Here is a 24,444-nt window from a genome sequence, read left to right as displayed (position 1 = left end):
TAGAACCAGCCATCACGGGGCGCGGGGGCGCACTTCCGGCTCCCGTGCCCCGGCAAGCGCTTCTACTGCGGGGCATGGGCCGGGACCGAGGGGGTACACCCCGGGCCTCCGCGGCCGGTCCCGCTCGCCGTGCGCGCCGGGCCGCCAGGAGGGAGATTTGTTCCCTGGGACCCGTCACCCGGCCGTGCGAGGAGGTGGTCGGCGTGTCCGACGGGCAACCGTCCGCCCAGGCACCGGCGACCGCCCGGACGCGGGTTGGCCGACCGCTGCTGTCGCTCGCGCTGGCCTCGATGATGGACGAGGTCCACGCGCACTCCGGCGCGGTCTATCTGCTGGCCGGCCAGGAGCCGGTCCTGGAGATGGCGGTGATGGCGGGACTCCCCCGGGCGTTCGCGGCGCCCTGGGAGCGGGTGGGGCTCAGCGCGCCGATCCCGGTGGCCGACGCGGTGCGCGAGCGGCGGCTGGTGTGGGTGGGCGGCGAGGAGGAGATGGCCCGCCTGTATCCGCGGATCTCCGTCGTCCTGCCCTACCCCTTCGCGCTCGCGGCGCTGCCGGTGGCCACCGAGTCCACGGCCTACGGCGCGGTCTTCGTGACCTGGCCGGGATCGCACCCGCCCGAGCTGTCCGACCGGGAGCGCACCCATCTGAGCGCCGCCTGCGACCGGCTCGCCGCCCGGCTGGCCCGCGCCCTGGAGGACAGCGTCCCGGTGCTGCCCGAGCCCGATCTGCTCGCCGCCCCCGTCCTGGCCGGTGCCGCCGGCACGCTCGGCACGGTCGAGTCGGCGCGGATGGTGGCCCGGCTGCCGTACGGGCTCTGCTCGCTCGATCTGCACGGACGGATCTCCTTCGCCAATGCGGCGGCGGCCGAGCTGATCGGCGTCCCGGTGAGCCAGTTGCTGGGCGCCCAGCTGTGGGCGTCGGTGCCGTGGCTCAACGACCCGGTCTACGAGGACCGCTACCGGGCCGCGCTGTTCAGTCAGCAGACCACCTCTTTCATGGCGCTGCGTCCGCCGGGCGACTGGCTGTCGTTCCGGCTGTACCCGAGCACCAGCGGGCTCACCGTCCGCGTCACCCGGGCGCGGGCCGTGACCGAGATGAACCGGGTGCCCCGCCCGACCGCCGACACCCCCTCCCGGCTGGTCACCATCTCTCAGGTGCTGAGCCTGGCCGGAGCGCTCACCGAGGCGGTGAGCGTGCAGGACGTGGTCCAGCTGGTCGCGGACGAGATCGCCCCGGCCGTGGGCAGCCAGGCCCTGGTGGTGCTCGGCTCCCGGGCGGGCCGACTGCATGTGCTGGGCCACCACGGCTATCCGGACGCGCACGTCGTGGAGCGGTTCGACGGCCTGCCGCTCAGCGAGCGGACCCCGGGCACCCATGCCCTGACCACAGGTGTGCCGGCGTTCTTCGAGGACCAACAGCAGTTGGAGCGGCTGTATCCGGCCCGGGAGGCCACGCCCGACGGATTCGCCGCCTGGGCCTATCTGCCACTGATCGCCTCCGGCCGCCCCGTCGGAACCCTCGTGCTCACCTACGCCGAACCGCACTCCTTCCCCGCCGACGAGCGGGCGGTGCTGACGAGTCTGGGCGGGCTGATCGCGCAGGCCCTGGAGCGGGCGGTGCTCTACGACGCCAAGCACCAGCTGGCCCATGGCCTCCAGGCGGCCCTGCTGCCGCACTCGCTGCCGCCGCTGCCCGGCATCGACGCGGCCGCCCGCTATCTGCCGGCCACTCAGGGCATGGACATCGGCGGCGACTTCTACGACCTGGTGCCCGCGCAGGGACAGGCCGCGGCGGTGATCGGGGACGTGCAGGGCCACAATGTGACGGCGGCCGGTCTGATGGGGCAGATCCGTACGGCCGTACGGGCGTACACGACCGTGGGGCAGCCGCCCGGGGAGGTCATGCGCAGTACCAACCGGCTGCTGATCGACCTGGGCGCCGATCTGTTCGCGAGCTGCCTGTATCTGCGGCTCGATCCGGAGCACGGGCGGGCCGTGATGGCCCGGGCGGGTCATCCCCCGCCGCTGCTGAGACGGCCGGACGGGCGGGTGCGGGTGCTGGACCTGGCCGGGGGGCCGCTGCTGGGCATCGACGGCTCGGCCACCTATCAGACGACGCAGGTCGATCTGGCGCCCGGATCCGTGCTCGTCCTCTACACCGACGGGCTGATCGAGTCCCCGGGCACCGACATCGAGGAGGCGCTCGCCGATCTCGGGCGGGTGCTCGGGGAGGCGGGTGACCTGCCGCTGGACCAGCTGGCCGATCACCTCGTGGAGTCCTGCGCGACGCCCCGGGGGCGGATCGACGACGTGGCTGTGCTGCTGTTGCGGGCCCGGAGCTGACACGCTCGCTGGATCTGACCTGCCGTGTGGTCGCGTACGCGCTGAGGCGGCCGGCGGCCGGCTGTCCGAGGGCGTCCATGAAGACGTTCCCCAGGCTGGGCTGGACGGGGAAGGCGCCGAGGTCGGATCCCGCGGCCCGTGGGATCGGGGGTCACGATGGCGGCGCCGACGTCCCCTTGCGTACGGCCCGGGTTGTCGTCCACCACAGGGCCGCAGCGGTCCGGGTGGCCGGCCCTCCCGCCGAAGGGCCGGCCACCCGGAGTCGTCCGGTGACGCGGGGTCAGCGCGTGTCGGTCAGGCCGGACTCGTCGGCCGCGCCGGCACCGGCTTCCTCACCGGCACCCGCACCTGCCTCCTCGCCGCCGACATCCTGGCCTGCGCCGGCCTCTTCACCGGCGCCCGCCTCCTCGCCGACGCCGGCCTCTTCACCGGCGCCCGCCTCTTCACCGGCGCCGGCTTCCTCGCCCGCGCCGGCGCCGCCTGCCGCGTCACCCGCGCCGAGGGTCGCGCCCACCGCTTCAAGCGCGGTCGTGACCGGCTGGAAGAACGTCTCGCCGCCCACCGTGCAGTCGCCACTGCCGCCCGAGGTCAGGCCGATCGCGAGGCCGTCCTGGGTGAACAGCGAGCCGCCGCTGTCGCCGGGCTCGGCGCAGACGTCGGTCTGGATGAGCCCGGTGACGGTGCCCTCGGGGTAGTTGACTGTGGCGTCGAGGCCGAGGACCTGACCGTCGCTCAGACCGGTGGTGCTGCCCATCCGGAAGACCTGGAGGCCCACCTCGGCGTCCGCGGCCTGGCTGATCTGGACGGTCTGCCCGCCGCCGACGTTGACGTCGCTCGGCGCCTCGGTGGCCGGGTCGTCGTACTTGACCAGCGCGAAGTCGCCCTCGCCGGGGAAGGTGGCCTGGTCGACGGTGGCGATCGGCTCGCCGCCCTCGGCGTCCGACCACGCCTCGGCGGCGACCCCGCAGTGACCCGCCGTCAGGAAGGCCGGGGTGCCGTCGCCCGCGGTGACGTTGAAGCCGGCCGAGCAGCGGGCGCCACCGGCGAAGATAGCGTCGCCGCCGGAGAGGAAGGTCTTGAAGGTGCCCTCGGACTTCTTGATGGTCGCCATGCCGGAGCCGAGGCTCTCCACGGTCGACTCCAGCTGGTCCCACTTGGCGCCGGTGACGGTGCTGTCGGCGGTGACCAGGATCTTGTTGGTCCGGGGGTCGACGGCCCAGGCGGTGCCCGGGATGGTCGCCTCGGACTTCAGGGTCTGCGCACCGGCGTCCAGTTCGGCCAGGCTGTTGTCGACCTCGCGGACGGTCGCGCCGGCCTTCTTCGCCTGGACGATGATGTTGTTGTTGTCGCCCGGCACCACATTGACGACCAGCTGCTGGCTGTCGGCGTCGTAGTACGAGCCGGCGAAGGCGTCGCCGAGCAGTCCGGCGAGCTGTGAGGCGAGGTCCGAGGCGTCCGCCGCCTTGAGGGTCCTGGGCGCTGCGGCGTCGTCCGAGGCGCCGTCCTGGGACGCGTTGGCCTGGGGCAGCAGGATGGCCGCCGCTCCGAGCGCCGCCACACCGCCCGCCGCTATCGCGGCCTTGCGCTTCGGCATTCGCTTGTGACTCAACCTTCTCGACCTCCTGGGGGGACGGGGTCCGTGCCGCCTTGTCCGCGGCGGCTGTTCGGGGCGCCTGGATGGCCAGTGGTACGCACGGGTCACTCGGGGCGTTCAATTCCGTTTCCGGGCGCCCCACGCGAAACGCCGATTCGGCCAAGGGCCGCGTCCCCTCGGCCGGGGCCGGGAACAATCCCCCATATGACGATGACCACCGCCGAAGCCGACAAGATCCTCGCCGACAGCTTCGCCCCTTGGGTGCTCGAACTGGGCCTCACCGTGGAGGGGTTGGACAGCCATCGCGCGATCCTGCGTCTGCCCTGGTCGGACCGGCTGGCCCGGGAGGGCGGGGCGCTGTCGGGCCAGGCCCTGATGGCGGCGGCCGACACCGCGACGGTGATCGCCGTGTCGGCGGCGCGCGGGGCGTACGGGCCGATGACGACGGTGCAGCAGTCCACCTCGTTCCAGCGCGCGGTGTCCGGATCGGATGTCCTGATCGAGGCGGTGGTCACCAAGCTGGGCCGCCGGATGGCGTTCGCCGACATCACGATGACCGACGGCGGGACGGGCGAGATCGCGGCCCGGGCGAGCACGGTCTACGCGATTGTGGGCTGAGGTCCTCGGCGGTCGCGGACTGACACGCACCGCATCCGGTCGGCAACGGTCCGTTGCGGGCACCTGGCGGAATCCCGGCTTCAGCGAATCTGCACATCGAATGCCCAACCAAGGCACCGGCGACCGCATCCCCACACAACCCGCTACCGTCAGTTACACCATTGGGGCGGGAGTGTCGCATTCGCCTTCCGTCCGGCAAGAGCGCGCACGAGCCGATGCCGTGACGCATGTGAAGAAGTCGCCGACAAGCCGTGCGCACGCCTGCACGGATGACCGCTTCTGAGGCTCAAGTGCCCAGGTGAGGCAGTTGGTTGATTGGAAGCGCGCACCCGCAGCGTGCTTTGATCCATCGCACCGCGGGGGCCGCAACGGCACCCGGAAACGGGCGCCGGGCGCCTGCGGTCGCGGCCGTCCATCTGTCCCCCAGAGGGGGCCGCTCCCCCCTTGTGAAATACCCATACGAAGGGAAGTTCCATCATGAACTCCACCCCCCAGGTTGAGACCGTCGAGATCTCCGACGCCGAGCTGGACAACGTCTCCGGCGGCCTTTCCGTGAACGCCCTCGGCACCGTCACCGGCCTGGTGGACGGCATCGCCCCGGTTTCCGGCCTGGTCGGCACGGTCGTCGGCACCGTCGAGGGTGCGACCGGCCTGAACACCGCCCCGGTCACGAACCTGGTCGCCGGTCTCTGATCGCGCCTTTTTGTGACGTCGAGTCCCGGAGCCGTACCCCGGCTCCGGGGCTCTTCGGGTGCCCCAGAGCTCCCGTATGCCGTAACAGCTCTCCCGCACAGGTGAGGGAAGTTCCTTGCAGTTCCGCCAACAGGCCCTCGCCAAGCTCCAGTCGCCGGAGGAGCTCGATCTTCCGGTGCGTTTCGCCCGTCCTCAGGGCTGGCTCACGCTGTCCGTGACGGTCGTCGTCATGGCGGCGGCCTCCGTGTGGGCGGTGACCGGCTCGGTGGCCTCCACGGTCGGCGCGCCGGCGATCCTCACGTACGGACAGGGCAGTTACATCCTGCAGAGCCCGGTCGCCGGGCAGGTCACCGCGGTCCTCGCCGAGCAGGGCGAGCGGCTGCCGGCCAACTCCCCCGTCCTGAAGGTCCGTACGGCCGAGGGCGACACGATCGTGCGCACGGTCGCCGCGGGCCGGGTCACCGCGCTCGCCGCCACCATCGGACAGATCATCTCCACCGGCGCGAATGTCGCCGCCGTGGAGAAGGTCGCCCGGGCGGAGGACCCCTTGTACGCGACGGTGTACGTGCCCGCCGAGAACGCGGCCTCCATCCCGGCCGACGCCGTCGTCGACCTCACCGTCCAGTCGGTGCCCGCCCAGGAGTACGGCGTGTTGCGCGGCCATGTGAAGTCGGTGGACCGCAGCGCCCAGTCCGCGCAGTCCATCACCTCCTTCCTCGGCGACAGCCAGCTCGGCGAGCAGTTCACGAAGGACGGCAGGCCGGTGGCCGTTCTGGTGAAACTGGACAAGTCGCCAGACACGAAGAGCGGTTACCGGTGGTCGTCCGCGGACGGGCCGCCGTTCTCCCTCACCTCGATGACCATGGCCGACGCCTCGGTCCGGCTCGCCGACCAGCGTCCCGTCGACTGGCTGCTGCCATGAGCGCCGCGCAGGACACCCGGGGCCGCCGACGCGCCGCCCCGCCGAAGAGACCCGTACCCAAGGGCAGGGCCAAGACGGTCCGCACCCCCACCGTGCTCCAGATGGAGGCCGTGGAGTGCGGCGCCGCCTCCCTCGCGATGGTGCTCGGCCACTACGGCAAGCACGTGCCGCTGGAGGAGCTGCGCATCGCCTGCGGTGTCTCGCGTGACGGCTCGCGCGCCAGCAACCTCCTCAAGGCCGCCCGCAGTTACGGCCTGACGGCCAAGGGCATGCAGATGGACACGGCCGCCCTCGCCGAGGTGAAGACCCCGGCCGTGCTGTTCTGGGAGTTCAACCACTACGTCGTCTACGACGGCATGGGGCGCCGCTTCGGGCGCCGCGGGGTGTACATCAACGACCCCGGCAAGGGCCGCCGTTTCGTCCCCATGGAGGACTTCGACGGCAGCTTCACCGGTGTCGTCCTGGTGATGGAGCCCGGCGAGGGCTTCAGCAGGGGCGGCCGCAAGCCGGGGATCCTCGGCGCCATGCCGGCCCGGCTGCGCGGCACCGCGGGGGCGATGCCCGCCGCGGTGCTGGCGAGCCTGCTGCTGGTGGTGGTCGGCGCGGCGGTGCCCGCGCTCAGCCGCACCTACATCGACATGTTCCTGATCGGGGGCCAGACCTCCCTGCTCGGCGTGCTGTTCGCGTCGATGGGGGCGTCCGTCCTGCTCACGATCGTCCTGACCTGGCTGCAACAGGCGAACCTGCTGCACGGCCGGATCATCTCCTCCACCCTCTCCAGCGCCCGATTCCTGCGCCATCTGCTGCGGCTGCCGGTGACCTTCTTCTCCCAGCGCAGCCCCGCCGACCTGGTGCAGCGCCTGCAGTCCAACGACGCGGTGGCCGAGACCCTGGCCCGCGATCTGGCGGCGGCGGGCGTGGACGCGGTGGTCGTCATCCTGTACGCCCTCCTGCTGTACACCTACGATCCGCAGCTCACCGCCGTCGGCATCGGGGTCGCCCTGCTGAACATCGTGGCGATGCGGGTGGTGATCCGGCTGCGCGCCACCCGTACGGCGAAGCTGCGCGCGGACAGCGCCCGGCTCACCAACACCGCCTACACCGGCCTTCAGTTGATCGAGACGATGAAGGCGACCGGCGGCGAGGACGGCTACTTCCGCAAGTGGGCCGGACAGCACGCCACCACCCTGGAGGAGCAGCAGCGCCTCGGGGTGCCGAGCGCCTGGCTGGGCGTGGTCGCGCCGACGCTGGCGACGCTGAACAGTGCGCTGATCCTGTGGATCGGCGGTATGCGCGCGGTCGAGGGCCATATATCCGTCGGCCTGCTGGTCGCCTTCCAGGCCCTGGTCACCCGCTTCACCGCCCCGCTGACCCGCCTCAACGGCGTCGCGGGCCGCATCCAGGACTTCGCGGCCGACGTGGCCCGCCTGAAGGACGTCGAGAACTTCCAGGCGGACCCGCTCTACGACCGCCCTGGCGGCGCCGACTCCACGCGCCGGCTGCAGGGGCATGTGGAGCTGCAGAACATCACCTTCGGCTACAACCCGCTGGACAAGCCCCTGTTGGCCGGCTTCGACCTCACCGTCGGCCCGGGCCGACAGGTCGCCCTGGTCGGTGGCTCGGGCAGCGGCAAGTCCACCGTGTCCCGGATGATCTCGGGTCTGTACACGCCGTGGGAGGGCGTGATCCGTATCGACGGACAGCGGCTGGACGACATCCCGCGCGGCGCCCTCGCGGCCTCCGTCTCCTTCGTCGACCAGGAGGTCTTCCTCTTCGAGGGCACCGTCCGGGACAACGTGGCGCTGTGGGACCCGTCCATCCCGGACGACGCGGTGATCGAAGCCCTGCGGGACGCGGCCCTGTACGACGTGGTCATGCGCCGCCCCGGCGGCATCCAGAGCCGGGTCGAGCAGGACGGCCGTAACTTCTCCGGAGGGCAGCGCCAACGCCTGGAGATCGCGAGGGCGTTGGTGCGCCGGCCCAGCATCCTGGTGCTGGACGAGGTGACGAGCGCGCTGGACGCCGAGACCGAGCTGGTCGTGATGGACAACCTGCGCAAGCGCGGCTGCGCCTGTGTGGTCATCGCGCACCGGCTGAGCACCGTACGCGACAGCGACGAGATCGTCGTACTCGAACACGGAACGATCGTGGAGCGCGGCCGGCACGAGGAGCTCGTCGCGCGCGGCGGCGCGTACGCGACGCTGGTCAGGGAGCGGTGAGATGACGTCCGTGCACGAGGGCGATCTCGTCCTGAACGCGCTCGGTTCGATGGGCAGCCGGATCGACTGCGCCGGGTTCAACCGCCTCGACCTCGAAGGCCCGCAGGTGCTGTGGCTGGTCGCGTCCGGCGCCGTGGACCTGTTCGCGGTCGACGCCGAACAGCAGGGCCACTGGCACCACTTGGGCCGCCTGGAGGCGGGCTCGCTGCTGCTGGGCCCGGTCGCGGGCCCGCAACACACCTTGGTGGCACGCCCGTTGCGCGACTGCGTGGTGCACCGCATCGGACTGCGCGAGCTGTACCAGCCCGCCCACACGCAGACCTGGTCCTACGACGAGTACGGCAACCCGCAGTACGTCCCGCCGACCACGAGCCCGCTGGAGTACGCGCTCGCCCTCGGCGTCGGCCGCAGCCTGTCCATCCTCTTCCAGGCGCCGATGGCCACGGAACGCGCCGCCGAGATCACCGACGACGACGTCTTCTGGATGCAGGTCCCGCCCGGCAGCGTCCAGTACGGCTCCCTGTACGGCCAGGAGGCCGCCGCCGACCTGCTGATGGACCCGGCGGTCTGGCAGTCGATGGTCGACCAGCAGTACCGCCTGCTCACGACGCTGGACCGCTGGATCGAGCAGTTGGAGCGCACCCACGAGACACGGACCGCGGAGGGCATCAGGGCCGGGGAGGCGGTGCGCGCGCAGGCCGACCGGACGCTGCTGGCGTCCATCGGCAAGCGCAGCGACAAGCGCACGACGGACGCCGACTCGGACGCCGGCTACGCGGTCTGCAAGCTGGTCGCCGAGGCGGCCGGGATCGCGCTGGCCGAGCCCGCGCAGAGCGGCACCGAGAGCGACCGTCTCGACCCGGTCGAGCGGGTGGCCATCGCCTCCCGCGTCCGTACCCGGGCCGTCCGCCTCGACGGCCGCTGGTGGCGGGACAACATCGGCCCGCTGGTGGGCCGTCGGGCCCTGTCCGGGGCGCCGGTCGCGCTGCTGTGGCGGCGCGGCGGGTATGTCGCCGTACACCCGGCGACAGGCCGCGAGACGCCGGTCGAGAAGGCCAACGCGGAGGAGTTCGAGCCGCGCGCGGTGATGTTCTACCGGCCGCTTCCCGACCGTGCGCTCAGCCCGCTGAGGCTGCTGCGGTTCAGCATGCGCGGCACCGGTGGCGATCTGACGAACCTGCTGCTGAGCGGCCTTGTGACGGTCGCGATCGGCGCGCTGGTGCCGATCGCGACGGGCAAGGTGCTCGGCCAGTTCGTGCCGAAGGCGCAGACGGGCCTGATCGTCCAGGTCTGTCTGGCGGTGATGGTCAGCAGTGTGGTGGCCGCGGCCTTCATGCTGCTGCAGAACCTGACCGTCCTGCGCCTGGAGGGCCGGATCGAGTCGACCCTCCAACCGGCCGTCTGGGACCGGCTGCTCAGGCTGCCGACGAAGTTCTTCACCGAGCGCTCGACGGGCGAGCTGGCGAGCGCGGCGATGGGCATCAGCGCGATTCGCCGTCTGCTGGCGGGAGTCGGCCCCACGGTCGCGCAGTCGGTGACCGTCGGCGCGATGAATCTGGGCCTGCTGCTGTGGTTCAGCGTCCCGATGGCGCTCGCGGCGATCGGCATGCTGGTGGTCATCGCCGCGGTGTTCCTGGGGCTCGGGCTGTGGCAGGTGCGCTGGCAGCGGCGTCTTGTGGTGCTCGGCAACAAGCTCAACAACCAGGCCTTCCAGACCCTGCGCGGACTGCCCAAGCTCCGGGTGGCCGCCGCCGAGAACTACGCGTACGCCGCCTGGGCCGCGCAGTTCGCCCGCAGCCGGGAGCTCCAGCAGAAGGTCGGCCGGATCAAGAACCTCACGACGGTGCTGGGCGCGGTCTATCTGCCGCTGTGCACCCTGCTGATGTTCATGCTGCTGGCGGGCCCGGCCCGCGGGTCGATGTCGGCGGCGGCGTTCCTCACCTTCAACACCTCGGTGACGATGCTGCTGACGTCCGTCACCCAGATCACCGGCGCGTTCGTCTCGGCGGTGGCCGCACTGCCGCTGTTCGAGGAGATCAAGCCGGTGCTGGACGCGACCCCCGAGGTACGCACGGCGAGCACCCGCCCGGGCCCGCTCACGGGCGCGATCGAGGCCCGCCGTCTGTCCTTCCGGTACTCCGACGACGGCCCGCTGGTCCTGGATGACGTCTCCTTCTCCGTCCGCCCGGGCGAGTTCGTGGCGGTCGTCGGCCCGAGCGGCTGCGGCAAGTCGACGCTGCTGCGCCTGCTGATCGGCTTCGACAGACCGGTCTCGGGCAGTGTCCTGTATGACGGCCAGGACCTGGCCGCCCTCGACCAGTCCGCCGTACGGCGCCAGTGCGGCGTGGTCCTCCAGCACGCGCAGCCGTTCACCGGCTCCATCCTGGACGTCATCTGCGGCACCGAGCCGTACACGCCGGAGGAGGCGATGGCGGCGGCGGAGATGGCGGGGCTCGCCGAGGACATCAAGCGGATGCCCATGGGCCTGCACACGATCGTCTCGGGCAGCGGCGCGATCTCCGGCGGTCAGCGGCAGCGTCTGATGATCGCGCAGGCGTTGATCCGGCGGCCCCGGATCCTCTTCTTCGACGAGGCGACGAGCGCGCTGGACAACGAGACACAGCGGACGGTGATCGAGAGCACGAAGGCGCTGAACGCCACGCGGATCGTGATCGCGCACCGGCTGTCGACGGTGCTGGACGCGGACCGGGTGATCGTGATGGAGGACGGGAAGGTGGCGCAGGAGGGGGCGCCGGGGCAGTTGCTGGCGGAGACGGGCGGGCGGTTGCACGAGTTGGTGCGGCGTCAGTTGGCGTAGAGGCCGGCCTGGTTCTCGGCTACGGCGCCGATCACAACAGGGGTGTCCTGTCGCGCCCATCGCCCCCCAGCTGACCGTGGGCCTGCCGCACGGCGTCGTGCAGCGGTGATCGCGCCGCCGCTGTTGCCGGGGACATGCCCGGCCGCCCAGACACTCACCTTGCCAAGCGAAACGTTGCCGTTTCGCTGAAACTGCTCTAGGCTCGATGTGTACGAAACCGTTTCGTTCAGGACGGGCACTCGTCCGGGCGACTTTCCCTGGAGTGGTTTCCCCATGTCCCAGAAGACCGTGACCGACAGCGCACCGGCGCGTGCGGCCGCACAGCCGGCCGCCGCCTCGGCGAAGCGGTGGTGGATCCTCGCGATCGTCGCCCTGGCGCAGCTCATGGTGGTGCTGGACGCCACCATCGTGAACATCGCCCTGCCCTCGGCCCAGGCCGACCTCGGCTTCTCCGACGGCAGCCGGCAATGGATCGTCACCGCGTACGCCCTGGCGTTCGCCTCCCTGTTGCTGCTCGGCGGCCGGACAGCGGACCTGTTCGGCCGTAAGCCCGCCTTCCTGATCGGGGTCCTCGGCTTCGCCGCCGCCTCCGCGCTCGGCGGCGCCGCAACCAGCTTCGAGATGCTGGTCGTCGCGCGTGCCCTGCAGGGCGTCTTCGGCGCGCTGCTCGCTCCGGCGGCGCTCTCGCTGCTGAACACCACGTTCACCGACGCCCGGGAGCGCGCCAAGGCGTTCAGCGTGTACGGCGCCATCGCCGGGGCCGGCGGTGCGGTGGGCCTGCTGCTCGGCGGGGTGCTCACCGACGCGCTGGACTGGCGCTGGACGCTCTACGTCAATGTGCCGATCGCCCTGGTCGCCCTGGCCGGTGGCTGGCTGCTGCTGTCCAACCACCGCGACGCCACGAACTCCAAGCTCGACGTGCCGGGCACGATCCTGGTCGCCGCCGGTCTTTTCGCCGTGGTCTACGGCTTCTCCAACGCCGAGAGCCATGACTGGGGCTCCCCCCTGACCTGGGGCTTCCTGCTCGCGGGCGGAGTGCTGCTGGCCGCCTTCGCCTGGTGGCAGACCCGGGCCGCGCACCCGCTGCTGCCGCTGCGGATCCTGCTCGACCGCGACCGCGCGGCCTCCTTCCTCGCGGTGCTCATCTCCGGCGCGGGCATGTTCGGCGTGTTCCTCTTCCTGACCTACTACCTCCAGCTCAACCTCGGCTTCAGCCCGACGAGGACCGGAGTCGCCTTCCTGCCGATGGTCGCCGCGCTGATGGTGACGGCGCAGGTCGGCACCACGGCCCTGGTGCCACGGATCGGGCCGAAGGCCGTGCTGCCGCTGGGCTTCGCGATCGCCGCCGGGGGCATGGCCTGGCTGACCGGGATCGGCGTCGGCTCGGACTACGCGACGGACGTGCTGCCCCAGCTGATCGTCATCGGCCTCGGCCTGGGCCTCGTGATGCCGCCCGCCATGCAGCTGGCCACCGGCGGGGTGGCGGCCGAGGACGCCGGTGTGGCCTCCGCGACGGTCAACGCCATGCAGCAGGTGGGCGGTTCGATCGGCACGGCGCTGCTCAGCACGCTCGCCGCGAGCGCGGCGACGGACTACCTCGCCGGTCGGGACGCCACCAGCAAGGTGGTGCGGGCGCAGGCGACGATCGAGAGCTACACCACCGCCTTCTGGTGGTCGGCGGGTCTGTTCGCCGCCGGTTCGGTGATCGCGTTCTTCCTCTTCCGGCGCGGGGTGCCGGAGCAGGACCCCTCCGCCGCACCGGTCGTCCACATGTGACCGTCCTGTCACCTGGCCGAAGAGGGACCGCCGTCCGCAGGGAGACGGCGGTCCCTCGTTCGTTCCCCGGGAAAACGGGGTACTCACGGCGCCATGCGAATCAGCGTGGTGGATGTGGGCTCGAACACGGTCCGGCTGGTGGTGGCGGACGCCCAGGACGGCGTACCGCTCCCGGTGCACACCGCCAAGTGGCGACTGCGGCTGTCCGAGTACGTCAGACCGGGGGACGCGATTCCGGAAGAGGCCGTCGAACGGCTGGTCGGCGCCGTCGCCGAGGCGAGCAGGACCGCGACGCGGTGGCGGGCGGCCGAACCGCTGGCCTTCGCCACGGCCGTGGTGCGGGCCTCGCCGAACCGGCGCGAGGTGCTGTGCGCGATCCGGGCGCGGACGGGAGTGGATCTGTGCACCCTGCCCGGTGAACTGGAGGCCGAGCTGACCTTTCTCGGCGCACGGCGGTGGATGGGCTGGCGGTCGGGGCCGCTCGCCCTGCTGGACATCGGCGGCGGCTCGCTGGAGGTGGCGTTCGGCCGGGGCCGGCTGCCGGACTTCGCGGCCTCCTTGCCGCTCGGCGCGGGACGGCTGACCCATGAGTTCTTCGACGGCGGCGATCCGCCGTCGTCCGAGCAGGTGCGGGCGCTGCGCCGCAAGGTGCGCCATCAGCTGCGGGACGTCGCGGCACGGATCCGCTGGGAGGGTCCGCGCACGGCGGTGGCGACCTCACGGACGTTCCAGCAGCTGGGCCGCTTGTGCGGGGCGGCGCCGGGGCGCGACGGCCCGTTCGTGGAGCGCCTGCTGCACCGCCGTGACCTGCGCGAGGCCGCGGACCGGCTGGCCGCGCTGCCCGCCGCCGAGCGCGCCCGGCTGCCGGGCATCTCCGCGCCCCGGGCCGCGCAGAGCCTGGCCGGCGCGGTGGTCGGGCACACGGCGATGAAGCTGACCGGACTGAGAACGGTCACCGTCTGCCCGTGGGCGATCCGCGAGGGAGTCCTGCTGCGCCACATCGAGGACGGCGCGTCCTGGTGGGCGCAGGTCGCCCGCGTCGCCGACGAGCCGCCCGCGCGCGACCCGGTGCCGTTGCGCGTCGCGGGCGCCACCAGCTGAAGGCCCGGCCGAGGAAGGGAGACCCCATGAGCCACGATCGCGAGCATCCCGAGGAGAAGCCGGAGACAGCTCTGGAAGAGGTGCTGCGCGAGATCACGGACGCCGAGCACCGCACCCGCGACTCGGACGAGCAGCGCCGCCGCAGGGGCGAGGCCGCCGAGGCCGTCACCCCCAACACCCGGGCCCAGGAGGAGTCCGAGGGCGACTGAGCGTCCCGGCCCCGGTGGGCACCGACCGCGGCGGCGGGCCCACCGGCCGGTCGGCCCACGCACGGGTGGCCGTGCGCCGCCCGGGTACCCGGCCCGCATGGCACACGATCGCGAGGCACCCCGGCTGCCGGCCGCCCGGGGCCCGGTGTCCGAAGGAGTCGTCCGGTACCTGCGGGACGCGGGTCCGCTGCCGCGAGGCGCCGAGCTCGCGGGCGGCGACGTCTACGGCGACGACCTCCAGCTCGCCCTGTACATCTGCTACGAGCTGCACTACCGCGGCTTCCCCGGCGTGCCCGCCGACCACGAGTGGGACCCGGACCTGCTGCGGGTCCGCGCGGCGCTGGAGCACCGGTTCCTGTCCGCCCTGCGCTCGGACGCCCCGGCCCACGAGGGCGTGCAGGACGCCCTCGCCGACCTGCTCGTCGAGCCGGTGGAGAGCACGGGTGTCACCCACTTCCTGTGCGAGAAGGGCGAGTTGTGGCAGCTGCGCGAGTACGCGGCGCTGCGCTCCCTCTACCACCTGAAGGAGGCCGACCCGCACGCCTGGGTGCTGCCCCGGCTGTGGGGCCGGGCCAAGTCGGCCATGGCGGCGGTGGAGTTCGACGAGTACGGCGGCGGCCGCCCCGAGCGGGTGCACGCGCGTCTGTTCGCCGACCTGATGACGGACCTCGGCCTGGACCCGTCGTACGGCCGCTATCTGGACGCGGCGGGCGCCGAGCCGCTCGCCACCGTGAACCTCATGTCCCTGTTCGGTCTGCACCGTGTCCTCAGGGGCGCCCTCGTCGGCCACTTCGCGGCCGTGGAGATCACCTCGTCGCCCGGTTCCCGACGGCTGGCGGAGGCCATGCGCCGCACCGGAGCCGGGCCCGCCGCCGAGTACTTCTACGACGAGCACGTCGAGGCGGACGCGGTGCACGAGCAGGTCGTACGGCACGACGTCATCGGCGGGCTGCTGGAGGAGGAGCCGCATCTGACGCCGGACGTCGCCTTCGGCATCGACGCCACCTCTCATGTCGAGGACCGGCTGGCCGCCCGGCTGCTCACCGACTGGCAGGCGGGCAGGTCGGCGCTGCGCGTCGCGCTGGACGCCGCCCCGGGAGCCCGCCAGGGTTCGAAATCACCCCATATCTCCTGAATGCCGGGGTACCCGGAGCCGGTGGACATTCTGGTGCTGCCGGGCGTGTACGCCCCTCAGGAGGACACCGAGCTGCTGGCCGACGCTCTCGCCGACGAGCCGCTGCCGAGAGGCGCGGAGGTCCTCGACGTGGGGACCGGATCCGGCGCGCTGGCGCTCCAGGCGGCGCGCCGGGGTGCACGGGTGACCGCGGTGGACGTGTCGTGGCGGGCGGTGTGCACGGCGCGGCTGAACGTCTGGCGGACCGGCCTTTCGGTGCGGATCCGGCACGGAAACCTCTTCGCCCCCGTGCGCGGGCAGTCCTACGACCTCATCCTGTCCAACCCGCCGTACGTGCCCACACCCGTCGCCGATCCCGAGCCGCACGGCCCGGCCCGCTCCTGGGACGCGGGGAACGACGGGCGGCTCGTCCTGGACCGCATCTGCGGGGAGGCGCCCGCTCTGCTGCGGCCCGGCGGGGTGCTGCTGGTCGTGCACTCCGCGCTCAGCCGCCCCGGCCGGACCGTGGACCGGCTGCGCGAGTCCGGCCTGAAGGCGGCCGTGTCCCGGCGACAGCGGATCGCCTTCGGTCCGGTACTGCGCGGGCGCGCGCCGTGGCTGCGGGAACGGGGGCTGCTATCGGCGGCCGATGAGAAGGAAGAGCTGGTGGTCGTCCGTGCCGAACGCCCGGTCTGAGCCGCCCCGCCGGATCAAGGTCCAGCGCCGGGGCCCGCTGCTGCTGGAGGGACCCGTCGAGGTCGAGTTGGAGGACGGCACCGTCGTCACCTCCGACCGCTTCCGCGTGGCCCTGTGCACCTGCCGTCGCAGCCGTCGCTACCCCTGGTGCGACACGAGCCACCGCGACCGCGCCTGAGAACCCGTCGGCGGTGGTGCGATGAGTTCCGGGGGCGGGGGCGGTCCAAGCTTCAGGAGTCGGCCGTACGGCCTCTCGGTCGCCCTGCGCGACCCAGGGGCCGGTGCCAGGCTGGCATGCACGGACCTTCGAAGGGAAAGCTCATGATCACCACCGACCCCGTCCCCGGCGCCCCCTGCTGGCTCGACCTCGGCGCTCCCGACGTCCCGGCCGCCGCGGCGTTCTACGGCGCCGTGCTCGGCTGGCAGTACGAGGCCATGGAGGGCGGCGAGGACATGGAGGGCGGGATGTTCCGCAGGGACGGCAAGATCGTCGCCGGGCTCGGCAAGCTCACCGAGGAGGGTGCGCGCTCGGCCTGGATGATCTACTACAACGTCGCCGACGCGGACGCCACCACCCAAGCGGTCGAAAAGGCGGGCGGCACCGTGCGCGTCGCCCCCATGGACCTCGGCGAGTGGGGCCGCATGGCCCAGTTCAGCGATCCGCTGGGCGGCCAGTTCGCCGTCTGGCAGCCCGGCACCAACGGGGGCGTGGAGCTGGTGGACGCGCCGGGCTCGCTGTCGTGGACGGAGCTGTACACGAGCGACGCCGAGGGCGCGAAGAAGTTCTACGGCGATCTCTTCGGCTGGTGGTACAGCGACATGGAACTGCCGGGCGGCGGTGGCGCGTACACCCTGATCACCCCGGCGGGGCTGCCCCAGGAGCGGATGCAGGGCGGCATCATGGCCCTGCCGAAGGAGCACCTCGCGCTGACGGGCGGCAAGCCGTACTGGCACCCGGTCTTCGACGTCGAGGACTGCGACGCCGCGGTCGCCAAGGTCACCGAGAACGGCGGCAGTGTGCAGATGGGCCCGGAGGACGCCGAGGACGTCGGCCGGCTCGCCGTCTGTGTCGACCCGTCGGGCGCGGACTTCGTGGTGCTGAGGCCGGTGCCCAGGAGCTGACGCGGGCTCTGAACCCGAGGTGCCGGCCGGGTGGCCCCACTCCGCCCGGCCGGCCCTCGGTACGAGATCACAAGGTCCCACGACAGAACTCGCACTCCCCAGCTACGAGCCGCTGCACTTGTTCACGGGAGCCGTGCGATCCCGGTCCCTCAGAAGGCGAAGACACTCGCCCCGAGGGAGCTCTTCACACACTCGTTGGAGAAGGTCCGCTCATAGGAGACGCGCTCGCCCCGCCAGACGCCGTCGACCGTGACGACGACGGGGTCGTACTCCCTGGTGCACAGCATGTCGTCGGCGCTCGCGAGGGCGTCGAAGTCCCCTTGGGCGGCGCGCAGTTCGGCGCAGGCCTGGCCGGCCGCCGGGTGCGTGCCGGAGGGCGCGGGGGCGCAGAGGAGGGTGACGGCGCGCTCCGGGGCGGCGAGCGCCGCGCTCTCACCGTGCGCCATGGTGAGCACGAGCGCGGAGGGGGCGTAGAGCGAGGCGGGCGCGTTGCCGGGGGCCGCGGGGGCGGCTCCGGCGAGGGGGCCGCAGACGGCGGCTGCCGTCAGGCCGAGGGTCGCTGCCCAGCGCGCGGTGTTCCGCATTGTGTGCATCCTTCCGCTTGAATCGGGGGTGTGCCGGATGCCGCCCGATCGGGCCGGAACCGGCGAGCGCGAGTCTGCCGAGTCCGGCGCCGGAACACACATCGACCCCATGTGTTTCAGTAACCTTTCGTGTTGAATCAGTGGCGTGAAGTAACGGAATTCGAACGTTCCAACCCCCTGGGTGGGCGGTTCTTGATCGCCCGAAGCAGCCAAGTGGCCGAATTCCATGCGCTCCTTAATAGGCCTGAAACATTCCGATTCCGCTCTGGGCCGATCTCTCCGCGACCCCTTGTGTTCGTGTTCGAGCGGAGTAATCGTCATTACATGATTACGACAGAGCAGCGAGAGAAGCTGCGCGGCTGGTTCGCCGGCCGCCTGCCCGACGATCTCTTCGAGCAGCTGACCGAGGTCACGGTCGACCGCGAGGAGATCACGGTGATCGGCCGCATCCCCGAACCCCGGCTCGCCGAGGACGCCTCGGACGCCGAGCGGGACGCGGCCGTCCAAGGACGCGTCCAGGAGTTCCGCGAACGCACCCGGGAGGACCGGATGGCGGTGGCCCGCGAGGCCGAGCACCGGTTCGGCCGGAAGGTCTCCTGGGGCGTGGAATGCGGCGCCGAGCGCGCCCTGTTCACGCATGTCGCCGCGCCCGTGATGACCCGGCTGCGCCAGCGCGAGCGCCAGGTGCTCGACACGCTGATCGCCGGCGGGGTTGCGCGCAGCCGGAGCGAGGCCCTGGCCTGGTGCGTACGGCTGGTCCAGCGCCACACCGACGACTGGCTCGCCGAACTGCGCGAGTCCCTGGAACACGTCCAGCGGGTACGGGCGCAAGGGCCCGACGCGTCGGTGGTGGAGGATTCATCCACTGACGAAGCCAAAGATGGATGAACCGTCACCTGGTCCAGCTCTTGACCTCGGCCGTACGGTCGGCAGATCCCTGAGGGACGGCCTGACTTCGCCGCGCACACCCCCGCGCCGGCGAACGGCCGTCCCCTCCCCGCCGCCGCGCCACCCCCGCGCTCCACCGCCCGCCCCCGCCGCTGGAGCCCCTTGTGTCCCCGACTCCCCCGTCCCTCACCGAGGTCGAGGCCCACGGCGTCGACCGCATCCCCGACGCCGACCGCACCGCCACCCCGCTGGATCTGTTCCGGCTCGCCTTCGGTGGCGCCAACACCTTCTCCACCTGCGTCCTCGGCGCCTTCCCGATCCTGTTCGGGCTCTCCTTCTGGCAGGGCCTGGCCGCCACCCTCCTCGGGGTCGTCGCGGGTGCGCTGATCCTGTGCCCGATGGCCGTGTTCGGCCCGGTCAACGGCACCAACAACGCGGTCTCCTCTTCCGCGCACCTGGGTGTGCACGGACGTGTGGTCGGCTCGTTCCTCTCCCTGCTGACCGCGGTCGCCTTCTTCTCGATCTCCGTGTGGAGCTCCGGCGACGCCCTGGTCGGCGGTGCCCACCGGCTCTTCGGCCTCAGCCGCGGCGATCTGTCGTACGTCGTCGCCTACGCGCTGTTCGCCGGGCTCGTCCTCGCGGTGTGCGTGTACGGCTTCCGGTTCATGCTGTTCGTCAACAAGGTCGCGGTGATCTCGGCGAGCCTGCTGTTCGTGCTCGGCGCGGTGGCCTTCGCCGGCGACTTCGACCCCTCGTACGCGGGCGTGTTCACCGACTCCGCCGACGCGGCGACGCAGTCGCTGTTCTGGCCGTCCTTCATCGGCGCCGCGCTGATCGTGCTCTCCAACCCGGTGTCGTTCGGGGCGTTCCTCGGTGACTGGTCGCGCTACATCCCCGCGAGCACCCCGCGCCGCAAGGTGATCGGCGCCGCGTTCCTGTCGCAGATCGCGACCCTGCTGCCGTTCGTGTTCGGTCTGGGGACCGCGAGCATCATCGCCAACAGGGCGCCCGAGTACGTCGATCCGGCCGCCCCCGACTTCGTCGGCGGACTGCTCGCCATCTCGCCGGGCTGGTTCTTCCTGCCGGTCTGCCTGATCGCGCTGATCGGCGGCATGTCGACGGGCACGACCGCGCTGTACGGCACCGGGCTCGACTTCTCGTCCGTCTTCCCGCGGCTGTCCCGGGTGCAGGCGACGGTGCTGGTCGGCACGCTCGCCATCGCGTTCATCTTCATCGGGCGGTTCGGCCTGAACCTGGTGCAGTCGATCTCCACCTTCGCCACGATGATCATCACCTGCACCACTCCGTGGATGGTCGTGATGATGCTGGGCTTCTGGACCCGGCGCGGCTGGTACGACCCGGACGCCCTGCAGGTCTTCAACCGCCGTCAGCGCGGCGGCCGTTACTGGTTCGCGCACGGCTGGAACTGGCGCGGCATGACCGCCTGGTGGGTCTCCGCGCTGCTCGGTGTGCTCTTCACCAACATCCCCGGCCAGTTCGTCGGCCCGTTCGGCGACCTCGCGAGCGGCGTCGACATCAGCCTGCCGCTGTCCATGGCCGTGGCCGCCGTCCTGTTCCTGACCCTGCTGCGGCTGTTCCCCGAACCCCGGGCGGTCCACGGCCCCGAAGGCGCGCGGCTGGCCCGTACGGTCGACGTGCCGGTGCCGCCGGTCACCGGGCCCGGCGCCGAGGGGCCGTTGTCAGACCCGTCGGTTACGTTGCGGGCATGACTCACTTCGTACTGGTGGCAGGAGCATGGCTCGGGGCGTGGGCGTGGGACGAGGTGGCGGCGGAGCTGCGGGCCGCCGGGCATGAGGTCCATCCGCTGTCGCTGTCGGGCCTCGCCGAGAAACAGGGCGAGCCCGCCGGGCAGCAGACCCATGTCCAGGACATCGTCGACGAGGTCGAGCGGCTGGATCTGCGGGAAGTCGTCCTCGTGGGGCACAGCTACGCGGGTGTGCCGGTGGGGCAGGCGGCGGAGCGGATCGGTGAGCGGCTGGGCCGGGTGGTGCTCGTCGACGCCCACGTCCCGGTCGACGGCGAGTCGTTCCTGTCCGGTTGGCCGAGCGACGCCGTGCGGGAGGCCATCGCCGCGCACAACGGCTTCTGGCCGTGCCCGGAACCGGCCGAGTTCGCCGGTCAGGGGCTGACGGACGACCAGGTGGCGAAGTTCGTCACCGGCGCCACCTCGCACCCCGGTGCCACGCTCACCGAACCGGCCGTCCTGTCCCGCCCGTTCGGCGAGCTGCCCGGCACCTACGTCACATGCCTCCTGGACGGCGAGGAGCCATGGGGCGCGGCGGCCGAACTGCTCAAGAGCGAGCGCTGGAATCTGGTGAACCTCGACACCGGGCACTGGCCGATGTTCTCGCGCCCGCGCGAACTCGCCGCGATCCTGGAGGCGTCGGCCGGCTGACCACCCCTCCCTACTGGTCGGTATGGTCTGCGTACTGCGCGTTCTCAGCGACGAGAGGCGGGATGTACGACATGGCCAAGCACTGGGCGGACTTCCAGTACGAGATCTACCTGAACGGCATGACGGGTGCCGTACCCCGGCTGCCCACCGACCTGACCCGGCTGGAGGAGCTGACCGAGCAGCGCCTCGGCCCGGGTCCGGTCGGCTACGTCGCCGGAAGCGCCGGGGACGGCAGTACCGCCCGCGCCAACCGGGCGGCCCTGAAGCGGCACCGGATCGTGCCGCGCATGCTGCGGGATGTGCACGAACGGGACCTGTCCGTCGAGGTGTTGGGGCGGGCCCTGCCCGCGCCGCTGGCGCTGGCCCCGGTCGGCGTGCTGTCGATCATGCACCCGGACGCCGAGTCGGCCGCCGCCCGCGCCGCCGCCGCGCAGGGCGTGCCGTACATCCTGTCCTCGGCCTCCAGCACGCCCCTGGAGCAGGTCGCCGAGGCGATGGGGGACGCCGAGCGCTGGTTCCAGCTGTACTGGCCGAGGGACCCGGAAGTGGCCCGGAGTTTCCTGAACCGCGCGAAGGCGGCCGGGTACACCGCCCTGGTGGTCACCCTGGACACCCCGCTGCTGGCATGGCGGCCCCGCGATCTGGACCAGGCGTATCTGCCGTTCCTGCACGGTGTGGGCACCGCCAACTACTTCACCGACCCGGCGTTCCAGGCGGGCCTCGCCAAGCCGGTGCACGAGGACCCGAACGCCGCCGTGATGCACTTCGTGGGGATGTTCGCCGACCCCGGCAAGACCTGGCCGGACCTGGCGTTCCTGCGCGAGAACTGGGACGGCCCGATCGTCCTGAAGGGCATCCTGCACCCCGATGACGCTCGTGCGGCGGCCGACGCCGGGATGGACGGGGTCGTCGTCTCCAACCACGGGGGCCGGCAGGTGGCCGGTTCGATCGCGGCGGCCGACGCACTGCCCGGGGTCGCGGCGGCGGTCGGCGACCGACTCACCGTCCTGTTCGACAGCGGGATCCGCACCGGCGACGACATTTTCAAGGCGCTCGCGCTCGGCGCGCGGGCGGTGCTGGTCGGACGGCCGTACGTGTACGGGCTCGGGCTCGACGGACAGGCCGGTGTCGAGCACGTCATCCGCTGTCTGCTCGCCGAACTCGACCTCACCCTCGCCCTGTCGGGACACGCGGGCCCCGCCGGCCCGAGCCCCGCCGACCTGGTCGAGGAGTCCGCATGAACGTCCTCGCCGTCATCGCCCCGCACGTCGGCGGCCGGAACGTCGGAGCCGGACTCGGCCACGCTCTTTCCCGCCGAGGCGAACGTCACCGTCGTCGAGACGGCGGACGAGGACCCGGCCGCCCTGCGCACGTTTCCTGTCGGGCGAGCCGCCCCGGGACGTGGTCAGCCAGCGCCGCCGGACGGCGCGGCGACCGACAGCGAGCCGGATTTCGCCGACTCCCCCGGATCGGCCAGCCAGCGCTGGTCGTCGGAGCCGTTGCGGACCTTGACTACGATGTCAGAGCCCGCTTCGCCGTTGGTCGAGGTGAGGGCGAGCCGTTCGTCCCAGCGGGGCAGCAACTCGCCCTGCACGGTGAGGTCGTAGCGGACATCGCCGGCGCGCTCGCCGTCCTCGTCGGCGCACCGTCCGAGCACGACGACCCCGGCGTCCACATGCGAGTCCAGGCACAGCCCGGGCTCCGCGGCACTGCGCAACAGCCCGTCCTCCTCGTACGACCACTGCTGGGTGTCCGCCGCCGAGCATGCCGCGAGCTCGGTCCCGGCGCCGGCCTTCGGCTCGTCGCTGATGTCCAGGCACAGGTCGGCTCCGGCGTTGCGCAGCCTGGTCTGCCGTGGCGGGACGGGGAGCTGGGCGGTTCCCGGGGGTGCCGTGGTCACCGTGGGCGGGGCCTGGGCGCCGGTGTTGGCGTCCGTCGCCGAGGCGGCCGGACTTGAGCCGTCGTCGTCGGACCAGACGCCGGCGGCGAAGACCGACGCGAGCAGCCCCGCCGAGGCGATGCCGACACCGGTGAGCAGCACCCGGGACGGTCGCGGCCCCTCCGCCACCCGGCGCGCCTGCGCGGGGATACGGGCCAGGAGGCGTCGGCGTCCGCCGCCGTGCCGGGCCGAGCCGCGAGGGCGGGGGCCCTGCTGGGTGCGGCCCGGGCGGGACTCCAGATAGCGGCGGGCGCCCCAGCCGAGGACGGATTCGGCGAGCAGGGTGCCCAAAGCGCCCTCGAAATGGCTCAGTTGTTCGGCGGCGGAACGGCAGTAGCGGCACTCCGAGAGATGCTGCTGGACGTCCGGCAGCAGGGCTCCCCCGCGGCGAATGGGGACGTCGAGGAGCCGGTTGTAGAAGCGGCAATCCTTCGTCGGAGCGAGTTCTCGATGGGCAAGTACACAGCCCTCACGGAATTTTTCACGCGCTTGTTCGAGCGCGACCGACGCGGTGTCGGTATCCATGCCGAGCAGTCCGGCGGGCACGGTTATCGCTTCCGCCTCCACCTCGGTGTGCCAGAGCAGACACCGGGCCAGTCCGGGAAGGGCGTTGAATGAACGTCCGGCCAGCTTGCGATTTTCCGGAGTCATGGACTTCGCGGCCCGCATACCGCGACCGCCGGCCGGTTTCCCGAGATCCGGCAGGACAACCGATATTCGCTCCTCGGCCGCCCACACCCGGACCGTGTCGCGCACGGCGACCAGCAGCCGGGGGCGCAGGGCCGTGGCCGGTTCGCCGAGCGCCAGCCGGTCGAGGACCTGGTGGAAGGCGGCGGAGGTGACCATGGCGGCGGACTCCGTCCGGGAGGCGAGGCAGATCACCGCGTATTCCTGGGCGGGTCGCCAGTGTCGCGCCATCAGCAGGGCGACCGTATGGGTCGTCTCGCCGTCCGGTCTGCCTCTGAGGCGGGCGGCCAGTGCTTCGTCCGATTCCTCGGGGACGCCGGCGGGCGGGGGGTAAGGGGGGCGAGGGGGGTGGGGGGTGGGCACTGAGCGGATTCCTTCCCACGCGCAGAAGAACAGCGCGGGGAGCGTGAATTCACCAACCCCCATCCGGGACCGATCCCCCATCGGTACGAATGCGACCCGGCTTTACCCCCCGCACGGGCACTTAACCCTTGCACAAAACACTCACGGCCAACAAGGCACTCGGGCAACATCCGCACCTTTGAAAGAAAGTCAGAAACGACGGCAACTCCCGTCACCCGCGCCGACTTTCGGCTTTGCCCTGCGCCCCGTGTGAATCACGCACCCGCGCCGGAGCGCCACGCACGCTCCCCGCGCGGACGGCCACGTAGTGAAGTGGAACCGGCCCCTCGGAAGGCCCCGCACA

At 71.9% G+C, this 24,444-nt stretch carries 20 protein-coding genes; 17 read left to right on the top strand and 3 right to left on the bottom strand.

What is annotated here, in order from left to right; all coding sequences use genetic code 11:
• The first annotated feature begins 194 nt into the window (after positions 1 to 194).
• Positions 195 to 2,342, top strand: a complete 2,148-nt coding sequence (locus RMT89_RS07520; protein ID WP_315883133.1) for a SpoIIE family protein phosphatase — start codon at positions 195 to 197, stop codon at positions 2,340 to 2,342.
• Between the two features lie 280 nt (positions 2,343 to 2,622).
• Here the strand turns inward: RMT89_RS07520 and RMT89_RS07515 are convergent, their stop codons facing one another.
• On the bottom strand, positions 2,623 to 3,951 hold the full coding sequence (locus tag RMT89_RS07515) for a S1 family peptidase (protein ID WP_315883132.1): 1,329 nt from the start codon (positions 3,949 to 3,951) through the stop codon (positions 2,623 to 2,625).
• A gap of 189 nt (positions 3,952 to 4,140) precedes the next feature.
• Here RMT89_RS07515 and RMT89_RS07510 point away from each other — a divergent pair, with 189 nt between their 5' ends.
• From RMT89_RS07510 to RMT89_RS07455, 12 genes are all read left to right on the top strand, one after another.
• Positions 4,141 to 4,554: a PaaI family thioesterase gene (locus tag RMT89_RS07510; protein WP_315883131.1), complete on the top strand. Its 414-nt coding sequence runs from the start codon at positions 4,141 to 4,143 to the stop codon at positions 4,552 to 4,554.
• Between the two features lie 477 nt (positions 4,555 to 5,031).
• Positions 5,032 to 5,247 carry a type A2 lantipeptide gene (locus tag RMT89_RS07505; protein ID WP_315883130.1) on the top strand — a complete coding sequence of 72 codons (216 nt, stop codon included), beginning with the start codon at positions 5,032 to 5,034 and terminating at the stop codon, positions 5,245 to 5,247.
• A 115-nt stretch (positions 5,248 to 5,362) separates the two neighbouring features.
• On the top strand, positions 5,363 to 6,169 hold the full coding sequence (locus tag RMT89_RS07500) for an HlyD family efflux transporter periplasmic adaptor subunit (RefSeq protein ID WP_315883129.1): 807 nt from the start codon (positions 5,363 to 5,365) through the stop codon (positions 6,167 to 6,169).
• A complete protein-coding gene (locus tag RMT89_RS07495; protein WP_315883128.1) occupies positions 6,166 to 8,388 on the top strand; it encodes an NHLP family bacteriocin export ABC transporter peptidase/permease/ATPase subunit in 2,223 nt (740 codons plus the stop codon). The genes RMT89_RS07500 and RMT89_RS07495 overlap by 4 nt, the downstream gene beginning before the upstream one ends.
• A 1-nt stretch (position 8,389) precedes the next feature.
• Positions 8,390 to 11,206 carry an NHLP bacteriocin export ABC transporter permease/ATPase subunit gene (locus RMT89_RS07490; protein ID WP_315883127.1) on the top strand — a complete coding sequence of 939 codons (2,817 nt, stop codon included), beginning with the start codon at positions 8,390 to 8,392 and terminating at the stop codon, positions 11,204 to 11,206.
• 273 nt (positions 11,207 to 11,479) lie between these two features.
• Complete coding sequence (locus RMT89_RS07485; RefSeq protein ID WP_315883126.1) at positions 11,480 to 12,982, top strand: MFS transporter; 1,503 nt, start codon at positions 11,480 to 11,482, stop codon at positions 12,980 to 12,982.
• A 93-nt stretch (positions 12,983 to 13,075) separates the two neighbouring features.
• Complete coding sequence (locus tag RMT89_RS07480; RefSeq protein WP_315883125.1) at positions 13,076 to 14,083, top strand: Ppx/GppA family phosphatase; 1,008 nt, start codon at positions 13,076 to 13,078, stop codon at positions 14,081 to 14,083.
• 26 nt (positions 14,084 to 14,109) lie between these two features.
• On the top strand, positions 14,110 to 14,292 hold the full coding sequence (locus RMT89_RS07475; protein WP_315883124.1) for a hypothetical protein: 183 nt from the start codon (positions 14,110 to 14,112) through the stop codon (positions 14,290 to 14,292).
• A 97-nt stretch (positions 14,293 to 14,389) separates the two neighbouring features.
• Positions 14,390 to 15,427 carry an iron-containing redox enzyme family protein gene (locus RMT89_RS07470; RefSeq protein ID WP_315883123.1) on the top strand — a complete coding sequence of 346 codons (1,038 nt, stop codon included), beginning with the start codon at positions 14,390 to 14,392 and terminating at the stop codon, positions 15,425 to 15,427.
• Positions 15,428 to 16,102, top strand: a complete 675-nt coding sequence (locus tag RMT89_RS07465) for a HemK2/MTQ2 family protein methyltransferase (protein WP_315883122.1) — start codon at positions 15,428 to 15,430, stop codon at positions 16,100 to 16,102. It abuts the gene before it with no gap.
• On the top strand, positions 16,056 to 16,280 hold the full coding sequence (locus tag RMT89_RS07460) for a CDGSH iron-sulfur domain-containing protein (protein WP_399497713.1): 225 nt from the start codon (positions 16,056 to 16,058) through the stop codon (positions 16,278 to 16,280). The genes RMT89_RS07465 and RMT89_RS07460 overlap by 47 nt, the downstream gene beginning before the upstream one ends.
• Before the next feature lie 143 nt (positions 16,281 to 16,423).
• A complete protein-coding gene (locus tag RMT89_RS07455; RefSeq protein WP_315883120.1) occupies positions 16,424 to 17,224 on the top strand; it encodes a VOC family protein in 801 nt (266 codons plus the stop codon).
• Between the two features lie 149 nt (positions 17,225 to 17,373).
• On the opposite strand, the gene RMT89_RS07450 is transcribed toward RMT89_RS07455, so the two are convergent.
• Entirely contained in the window at positions 17,374 to 17,808 is a 435-nt protein-coding gene (locus RMT89_RS07450; RefSeq protein ID WP_315883119.1) for a protease inhibitor, read from the bottom strand.
• A gap of 324 nt (positions 17,809 to 18,132) precedes the next feature.
• Between RMT89_RS07450 and RMT89_RS07445 the strand changes: the two genes are divergently transcribed.
• The 4 genes from RMT89_RS07445 (at position 18,133) to RMT89_RS07430 (ending at position 22,353) form a co-directional block, all read left to right on the top strand.
• Entirely contained in the window at positions 18,133 to 18,696 is a 564-nt protein-coding gene (locus RMT89_RS07445) for a hypothetical protein (protein WP_315883118.1), read from the top strand.
• A gap of 164 nt (positions 18,697 to 18,860) precedes the next feature.
• Complete coding sequence (locus tag RMT89_RS07440) at positions 18,861 to 20,426, top strand: cytosine permease (protein ID WP_315883117.1); 1,566 nt, start codon at positions 18,861 to 18,863, stop codon at positions 20,424 to 20,426.
• Entirely contained in the window at positions 20,423 to 21,112 is a 690-nt protein-coding gene (locus RMT89_RS07435) for an alpha/beta hydrolase (protein ID WP_315883116.1), read from the top strand. Before RMT89_RS07440 ends, RMT89_RS07435 begins: the two co-directional genes overlap by 4 nt.
• Positions 21,113 to 21,183: 71 nt before the next feature.
• A complete protein-coding gene (locus RMT89_RS07430; protein WP_315883115.1) occupies positions 21,184 to 22,353 on the top strand; it encodes a lactate 2-monooxygenase in 1,170 nt (389 codons plus the stop codon).
• Between the two features lie 164 nt (positions 22,354 to 22,517).
• On the opposite strand, the gene RMT89_RS07425 is transcribed toward RMT89_RS07430, so the two are convergent.
• A complete protein-coding gene (locus RMT89_RS07425; RefSeq protein ID WP_315883114.1) occupies positions 22,518 to 24,101 on the bottom strand; it encodes an RICIN domain-containing protein in 1,584 nt (527 codons plus the stop codon).
• Positions 24,102 to 24,444: the final 343 nt, after the last annotated feature.

Source organism: Streptomyces sp. P17 (assembly GCF_032436805.1).
Lineage (GTDB): Bacteria > Actinomycetota > Actinomycetes > Streptomycetales > Streptomycetaceae > Streptomyces.
The sequence above is the reverse complement of the archived record's forward strand: the minus strand, read 5'-3'. Positions and strand labels throughout refer to the sequence as shown.

What these genes read in the sequence shown, in the direction of transcription:
- RMT89_RS07505 (WP_315883130.1), top strand. Translation starts at nt 5,032, where the DNA reads ATGAACTCCACCCCCCAGGTTGAGACCGTCGAGATCTCCGACGCCGAG.
- RMT89_RS07470 (WP_315883123.1), top strand. Translation starts at nt 14,390, where the DNA reads ATGGCACACGATCGCGAGGCACCCCGGCTGCCGGCCGCCCGGGGCCCG.
- RMT89_RS07460 (WP_399497713.1), top strand. Translation starts at nt 16,056, where the DNA reads ATGAGAAGGAAGAGCTGGTGGTCGTCCGTGCCGAACGCCCGGTCTGAG.
- RMT89_RS07490 (WP_315883127.1), top strand. Translation starts at nt 8,390, where the DNA reads ATGACGTCCGTGCACGAGGGCGATCTCGTCCTGAACGCGCTCGGTTCG.
- RMT89_RS07495 (WP_315883128.1), top strand. Translation starts at nt 6,166, where the DNA reads ATGAGCGCCGCGCAGGACACCCGGGGCCGCCGACGCGCCGCCCCGCCG.
- RMT89_RS07510 (WP_315883131.1), top strand. Translation starts at nt 4,141, where the DNA reads ATGACGATGACCACCGCCGAAGCCGACAAGATCCTCGCCGACAGCTTC.
- RMT89_RS07445 (WP_315883118.1), top strand. Translation starts at nt 18,133, where the DNA reads ATGATTACGACAGAGCAGCGAGAGAAGCTGCGCGGCTGGTTCGCCGGC.
- RMT89_RS07450 (WP_315883119.1), bottom strand. Translation starts at nt 17,808, where the DNA reads ATGCGGAACACCGCGCGCTGGGCAGCGACCCTCGGCCTGACGGCAGCC.
- RMT89_RS07485 (WP_315883126.1), top strand. Translation starts at nt 11,480, where the DNA reads ATGTCCCAGAAGACCGTGACCGACAGCGCACCGGCGCGTGCGGCCGCA.
- RMT89_RS07430 (WP_315883115.1), top strand. Translation starts at nt 21,184, where the DNA reads ATGGCCAAGCACTGGGCGGACTTCCAGTACGAGATCTACCTGAACGGC.
- RMT89_RS07455 (WP_315883120.1), top strand. Translation starts at nt 16,424, where the DNA reads ATGATCACCACCGACCCCGTCCCCGGCGCCCCCTGCTGGCTCGACCTC.
- RMT89_RS07475 (WP_315883124.1), top strand. Translation starts at nt 14,110, where the DNA reads ATGAGCCACGATCGCGAGCATCCCGAGGAGAAGCCGGAGACAGCTCTG.
- RMT89_RS07480 (WP_315883125.1), top strand. Translation starts at nt 13,076, where the DNA reads ATGCGAATCAGCGTGGTGGATGTGGGCTCGAACACGGTCCGGCTGGTG.
- RMT89_RS07465 (WP_315883122.1), top strand. Translation starts at nt 15,428, where the DNA reads ATGCCGGGGTACCCGGAGCCGGTGGACATTCTGGTGCTGCCGGGCGTG.
- RMT89_RS07435 (WP_315883116.1), top strand. Translation starts at nt 20,423, where the DNA reads ATGACTCACTTCGTACTGGTGGCAGGAGCATGGCTCGGGGCGTGGGCG.